This is a genomic window from Paracoccus marinaquae, assembly GCF_018860165.1.
In the GTDB taxonomy this organism is placed as follows: Bacteria; Pseudomonadota; Alphaproteobacteria; order Rhodobacterales; family Rhodobacteraceae; genus Paracoccus; species Paracoccus marinaquae.
Map to the genome: position 1 here is coordinate 1 of NZ_JAHKNG010000076.1, position 6689 is coordinate 6689.

7 protein-coding genes and 1 pseudogene are annotated in these 6689 nt (G+C 58.0%); 5 read left to right on the forward strand and 3 right to left on the reverse strand.

Annotated features, from left to right (window positions below; genetic code table 11):
* The 3 genes and pseudogenes from KNW02_RS19760 to KNW02_RS19770 all read left to right on the forward strand — a co-directional run.
* A partial coding sequence (locus KNW02_RS19760; protein ID WP_216034904.1) for a DDE-type integrase/transposase/recombinase occupies positions 1–331 on the forward strand: 331 nt, incomplete at its 5' end.
* A gap of 17 nt (positions 332–348) precedes the next feature.
* Positions 349–1560 (forward strand): annotated as a pseudogene (gene istA, locus KNW02_RS19765) (IS21 family transposase); the annotation flags it as partial.
* Between the two features lie 102 nt (positions 1561–1662).
* On the forward strand, positions 1663–1962 hold the full coding sequence (locus KNW02_RS19770) for a DUF1403 family protein (RefSeq protein ID WP_256447775.1): 300 nt from the start codon (positions 1663–1665) through the stop codon (positions 1960–1962).
* 159 nt (positions 1963–2121) lie between these two features.
* Here the strand turns inward: KNW02_RS19770 and KNW02_RS19775 are convergent, their stop codons facing one another.
* Complete coding sequence (locus tag KNW02_RS19775; protein WP_216034910.1) at positions 2122–2664, reverse strand: AAA family ATPase; 543 nt, start codon at positions 2662–2664, stop codon at positions 2122–2124.
* A gap of 157 nt (positions 2665–2821) precedes the next feature.
* Positions 2822–4282 carry an amidase gene (locus KNW02_RS19780; protein WP_216034905.1) on the reverse strand — a complete coding sequence of 487 codons (1461 nt, stop codon included), beginning with the start codon at positions 4280–4282 and terminating at the stop codon, positions 2822–2824.
* A 175-nt stretch (positions 4283–4457) separates the two neighbouring features.
* Here KNW02_RS19780 and KNW02_RS19785 point away from each other — a divergent pair, with 175 nt between their 5' ends.
* Both KNW02_RS19785 and KNW02_RS19790 read left to right on the forward strand, forming a co-directional pair.
* Positions 4458–5090 carry a tyrosine-type recombinase/integrase gene (locus KNW02_RS19785; protein WP_216034906.1) on the forward strand — a complete coding sequence of 211 codons (633 nt, stop codon included), beginning with the start codon at positions 4458–4460 and terminating at the stop codon, positions 5088–5090.
* Positions 5091–5243: 153 nt separating this feature from the next.
* Positions 5244–6185: a GIY-YIG nuclease family protein gene (locus KNW02_RS19790; RefSeq protein WP_216034907.1), complete on the forward strand. Its 942-nt coding sequence runs from the start codon at positions 5244–5246 to the stop codon at positions 6183–6185.
* Positions 6186–6501: 316 nt separating this feature from the next.
* Here the strand turns inward: KNW02_RS19790 and KNW02_RS19795 are convergent.
* On the reverse strand, positions 6502–6689 hold a 188-nt coding region (locus KNW02_RS19795), incomplete at its 5' end, for a hypothetical protein (protein WP_216034908.1).

A 6689-nucleotide genomic window follows, 5' to 3' on the forward strand; every position in this document is an offset into this window, starting at 1 on the left:
GATGAAACGCGCGGGGTCTGTTCCCAAGCGGATTATAACGGACAAGCTCCGCTCATATGGCGCGGCCAAGCGCGAACTCCTGCCCGATCTGGATCACTGGTCGCATAAGGGGCTCAACAATCGTGCCAAGAACAGCCATTTACCGTTCCGAAAGCGAGAGCGCGTGATGCAGGGTCATCGCTCGCCAGGCGGCCTGCAACGCTTCGTGTCCATCCATTCAGCCGTCCGCAATTGTTTCTCCGTTCCAGCTCGCCGACGCGCCGCCCTGACCATTCGCTACCACCGGATGGAAGCTCTCCGCACGTGGAAAGTAGCAGCCAGCATCGCCTAAGACCTTCATTTACGGCCTTGCCAGCCAACCCTTCGGTTAACGTGACAACACCGCGGGAACGGTTGACGCTGATCCGCATCTTTGAGGAGTTGCGCGGGCTGGGATACGAAGGCGGCTATGATGCCGTGCGCCGGTTCGCGAAGGGTTGGTCGCAGAACCGGGGCGCGATGACAGCCGAAGCCTATGTGCCGCTCTACTACGCACCGGGTGAGGCATACCAGTTCGACTGGAGCCATGAGGTCGTGGTGATCTCGGGCATCACGGTGACGGTGAAGGTAGCGCATATCCGGCTTTGCCACAGCCGGATGATGTTCGCCCGGGCCTACATGCGCGAGAGTCAAGAGATGGTCTTTGACGCGCATGACCGGGCCTTCGCCTTCTTCAAGGGCACCTGCACGCGCCGGATTTACGACAACATGAAGACGGCGGTTGAAGCGGTCTTCACGGGCAAGGAACGGCATTACAATCGCCGCTTCCTGCAGATGTGCAGCCATTACCTTGTTCAACCGGTCGCCTGCACACCCGCATCGGGCTGGGAGAAGGGACAAGTCGAGAACCAGGTCGGGCTGGTGCGGGAACGGTTCTTTACGCCGCGCCTCCGCGTCAAAAGTCTGGACGAACTGAACGCCTGGCTGCTGGACAAATGCGTGGCCTACGCAAAGGCGCACCGCCATCCCGAACAGACCGACAAGACGATCTGGGAGATGTTCGAGGCAGAGCGGCCCCACCTCGTTCCATACGTCGGCCGCTTCGATGGCTTCCACAGCGTGCCCGCCTCGGTATCGAAGACCTGCACGGTCCGGTTCGACAACAACAAATACTCGGTCTTGGCCACGGCAGTCGGACGTCCCGTAGATGTGCATGCTTACGCCGAACGCATCGTGATCCGGCAGGATGGCGTGGTGGTTGGCGAGCATGCCCGCGCCTTCGGGCGAGGCCAGACCGTCTATGATCCGTGGCATTATGTGCCTGTTCTGGCACGCAAACCTGGAGCACTGCGCAATGGAGCTCCGTTCAAGGACTGGGTGCTTCCGCCCGCCATGGCCGCGATCCGGCGCAAGCTGAAGGGCAGCGATGACGGCGACCGGCAGATGGTCCAGATCCTGAGCTGCGTGCCCGATGACGGGCTCCAAGCCGTCGAAGCCGCCTGCCGCGAGGCCGTGGATCAGGGCGTCCATTCCGCCGCGGTCGTCATCAACATCCTCGCCCGACGACGCGACCCGGGCTCTGTCGCAAACTTTGACGGTTGACGGGCGTCAGCTCTGCATCCGACCGTCTTGCTGTGAAACGGGGGGGGAGTTTGGACGATAGGTGGTGATGCGGACGAGTTTCTGCGGACGTGGTGCGGGGCCGTTGCGACTGGATGCGAGGAAGGCTTCCGGACGGTTAGGAGGCTGATGAATTGGGCAGATCAGGCCAGGCAGGCGACAGCGCGCATCAAGGGCGGCAATGCGGCACTGGCAATTGATGCACTGGTGGCGCATCCGGTCCTGTCGGCAATGGCGCTGGAATCCACAACCGGGCTGAGCCGCGACACCGCCGAACGGCTGCTGGTGCGGCTGAAAGGCCTGGGGCTGATCCGGGAAGTGACCGGCGGGAAGCGGTTCCGCCTCTGGACGGCGGCAGTCTGACGGCCTGCCGATCTGGATGCGTGATGTTTCTGTACACCCGCATGTCGGCTGTGAGCTCAGACTCTTGCCGATCGCCGCGGTGCAGCTTCACTAGACCGGCCATTCGTCCATGGCGCAGCATCATCGGAGGATGAAGGTCGGCAGGGCGGGACAAAGCCGTCATCCCGCCTTCAGGTGATCCAGGACGAAAGCAACACGCTCCTCGACGGTCACTTTGGGAAGCTCAACAAGCTGGTAGCCGAAGCGGGCGTAAGTATCAGCCATGACCCGGTTGGTTGCCTCGGCTTCCTCGTGATCCTGCTTTCTTTCGGCGTCCTGCCCGAAAATGTCCTCCCAATATGGGGCGATAAAGACCATCCTGTTGTAGCGATATGTCTTCGCGGCAGCCTCCACATGGGCGGGAACCCGAAGGCCAGACAGCGTCAGATAGCCGACAACATCAGGGACGCCCCTGTCCATAAGCACCGGCTTTTCCAAAGCCGAAGCTTCATGCCACGACCGCAGCTCCCATCCGAGCATGAGTTCGGCAAACATGACTTTGTCTGCCCATGGCAAAGCGGTGCCCTCAATCTGAACCTGATCGCGAATGATAGCCCGCCCGGCCTCTGGCATCGAGGCAAATCCCCTGTCGCGCAGGGCGTCGATCAACGTGCTCTTGCCGGAACCGGGGCCACCAGTCACGACAAACATATGGTCACACATGTGCCATCCGTATTTTCCATTGGAGGGGAGCGCGCTGATGATCGACCCTGCAGGTCGATCTTTATGCGCGTCCCACAGGCTAACGTCATCGACGAAGGTCAGCAATGGGCTCCGAGGATGGGGGTGCGAGCTGATCAATCTCGGCTGCCATTTCGGGTCAGACAGGCGTTGAACTATGATCTAGCGCAACGATCTTTTCCACAATGGCGCAAAGGCTAAGGACGCCGTTGTCATCCAGATGGCGTCCCATGATCTGCAATCCGATTGGTCGGCCATCCTTGGTGAAACCAATGGGCACTGAGGCGGCAGGCAACCCGGTGAAATTCGCGAGCGCGGAGAACGGAACCCATGACGACGGTGGCACCACCTGCCCTGCAATCTTGTCAGGGCCGTAGGTATCAATCGGAAAGGCGGCGCTTGCGGTTGTGGGGGTTAGCAGAAAATCGAAATCACGCATGAAGTCCGCAGTGATATTTGCGATGCGCTTGCGGTCCATGATGGCGGCTGTGAACTGGTCCCCTGTCCAGGTTCGCTCAAGGATGCTTCCGATCCAGCCATCAAGATCAATGCCCTGCTCCGCAGCCATAGCTTTCAGACCAGCCCGATCCGTCTCAAGCGCAACAAGCGTGTCGAGCAATGCTTCGGTATTGCCAACGGCCGGGTAAGCACATTCGATATGGCTGATTGCCATCCTCAGGCGCTCGACAGCCTGTTCAAAAACAGAGCGCACTTCCGGATCCACGATCGCAAATCCGAGGTCGCTCGTAAATGCGATGCGGATGGTTGCCATTGCGTCCAAACTACTCAGAACCCAGTCACCGCTCTCAGACGGAACAGAATGGCGGTCGTGGGCTGAGGGGCCGGATATGACAGAAAGCGCAAGTGCTGCATCGGTTGCATTTCGGGTCAAGGGGCCGATGTGCTCAAGGCTCTCCCAACCGGACTGTCCGGGGTAACGTGGATCGCGACAGCTTGGGTATAGAGGCACCCGTCCCCAAGACGGCTTCATGCCGAAGACGCCGCAAAGTGACGCTGGGATGCGTATCGAACCGCCGCCATCGCTGCCCAAGGCCAATGGAACCATGCCGGTGGAAACGGCTACTGCCGAACCGGCGCTCGACCCACCCGGCGTCAGTGCCACATTCCAGGGATTGCGGGTTGTGGGGAAAACGTGATTGTGGCCAACGCCACCATAACCGAATTCAGACGTGTTTGTCTTACCGATGATTGTCGCACCAGCTTTTCTCAGGCGTTCGACAACTATGTCATCTTGCTCAGGCACAAAATCCGCATAGAGGCGTGATCCAAAAGTTGTTCGCATCCCTCGGGTGCAAATCAGGTCTTTCACAGCAACCGGAACGCCCGCCAGTGGTCCCACCGGCAAACCGGCGGAAAGGCGACGGTCGGTTTCATCAGCCTGCTCCAAGGCCGTCTCGTCCAATGTGCAAAAGGCATGCAGGCCGTGGTCAAGCTCCTCGATCCGAGACAGCGATGCTTCCGCAAGCTCGCGAGCAGTCCACTGACGCTGAGTGACCGCGTGGGTCAACTCAAGCAGGGTCAGGCTTAATGGCGTGTTCTTTGCCAAACGATCAAATCCCTTGTTCGGGGGCAGTGCCATGCTTTTCCCCATTTCCTTTCGGCCGGTCTATGGGAGAAGTGGAAGAAACGCAGCCCTGAACGTGAATGTCCGCAATGGGCTCAAAGCGGCCGATTTCCGCGCTCGCATGATGATATGATGGGTCGTCGGCGCCGTGCCGACGATAGGGAGGGCGTGGCGGATCAGAGGATTCGCCATGACCATCGAAAACTTGCCTGCCATCTGTACCCGCCGTCCAGCCTGGAACAAGGGACGAATCGTCGGCCAGAAACGCCCTCTTCTTCCCAAGCATGTCTGGGCGATACGCGTCCGGCTTGAAATCGCAAACAACGTTCGGGACCTTGCGCTGTTCAATCTGGCAATCGACAGCAAGCTGAGAGGCTGCGATCTGGTCAAGCTGTTGGTCGCCGATGTCTTTGCTGCGGGACAGGTGAAGGAGCGCGCTTCCATCATCCAGAGCAAAACCCGAAAACCTGTCCGTTTTGAAATCACCGAGGGAACGCGAAAATCGATCGCCGCATGGCTTGACGACCCTTTGATGATCGGGTCGGAACATCTGTGGCCGGGGCGCTTCCACGAACGGCTGCACATCTCGACACGTCAGTATGCTCGACTGGTCCGGGATTGGGTTTCGTCAATCGGGCTGGAACCGACATCATACGGAACGCATTCGATGCGTCGAACCAAGGTTGCCCAGATCTATCGTAAAACTGGCAATCTACGCGCCGTTCAGCTTCTGCTCGGTCATACCAAGATGGACAGTACCGTCAGGTATCTTGGCGTCGAGTTGGAGGACGCGCTCGCTATCGCTGAGGCGGTCGAGATCTGAAGCAGGGGGCCGCCCCGGTAAGGGCGGCCCTGACCTGCCGTTCATCGGGCTTGCCATCGCCGCGTCGCACCTCCCCAATGCGGTCACTCGCATTATCGTGCAGCACGACCAAATACGGGAAGGACCGCAACGCGAACAAAGTGGAGGTAGCTAATGAACAATGATCAGCAGACGTATCTAGAGTACGGTCAACGCTTGTTGAAACTGAGACGAGAATCAGACGACCTTATCGATCGCATGGGGGGGTCTTACGACAGACAATTTGGTCGCCGAGTAGTCGAAGAGGGACTCCATGTTGACCCTGTCACTGGAAAGAAAGCTGATCGACCAACGCGAGTGGCTTGTATGTGGGCAGCCGAGGATATCGATCGCTTCAAAATTTTTATTGCGCGCTATCCCAATGTTAAAAAGGTCAGAGGACTCTATGACCGATTTAATCAAGAGGAGAGAGGCGAGGATTTGGACCCCTGCGTGTACATCTACAGAATGAAGAGCCCTCTCTCCGGACAGATATTTGAGCCAAAAATGTGTAAGATCGGCTACGCGAAGGCGGGAGCCGCCGAGAGGGTCGCGTCTCAATCCCAAAAGGCCGCAGTCGGATATATTCCAAATATAGAAATCACGATTAAGTGCGACAATCCGGAGCGCTTAGAGAAACTATTGCACAAGGCTTTCGAGGACAAACAAATCAAAGTTGCTGGCCGTGAGTGGTTCAACGTTCTTCCTGACGACATCGAAGCAGCACTGGAGCAGTTTGAAAGCGATGGCATACTGTGGCGCAAAGGTGGATGGGTGCATTTCGGAAAGCGGGCAACAAAGAAAAGAAAAGAATGGAGCACAGAAAAGACTGCAGCCTATGTTCTTTACAAGAAAATTCTTCCGAGATGGTATCCACTCGCTAGCGATGACCCCTCGTCCATTCGAATGATAGCGGAGGACAGTGGACTTGGTGAAGATGCGGTAAGGGCCGGACTAGCTTGGTTGATAGAGCATAAGTACTTGTACAGATGGGAGGGCGGGCAGCTTACGCCATCCGAGAAATTCCAGAAAGAGTGGTACAGGAAGCAAGCCGAACTGACACCGGACGATATCTGACGCGAGCGGGATAATGCCAGGGGTAACGACCGACCCGCGAAGATTGGTCGCTACTTATCGACGACAGTTGCCGTCAATCGTTGGAGCCATCGACGGCCTCCGTGCTTCGTCTCACCTTCCGGGATGCTCAGTTGGTGCAGAGGAAGGCATTTTGTACTGAGGTGAAGGTCAAAGAGGCTGCAGTAGATGGCAATCTTTCGGGTGATCCTCAGCTTCTTGCAGACTACATCAACTAGCTGTCCTGCCTTCACTCCATTTGGAAGACAGAAACTTGCAGGGTTGGGCTCTTTTCCGCCATAGGATCGGTCGCAGCATTTCAACTCGATGGGCGAAACATCACCGGTAAGATCGGCCCGGAGCTGCCGTTCGACTTCATTGGGTGGTGTCGCGTATCTGGTGGAAATTCGTCGGCGGCATCTCCGAGCATGTGATGGATGGCCGCGTCAGGCGGCGCGGTCAAGGGCGCACGGCTCGATCGGCTGAGAAAGGGTTTCCCAACCGTCG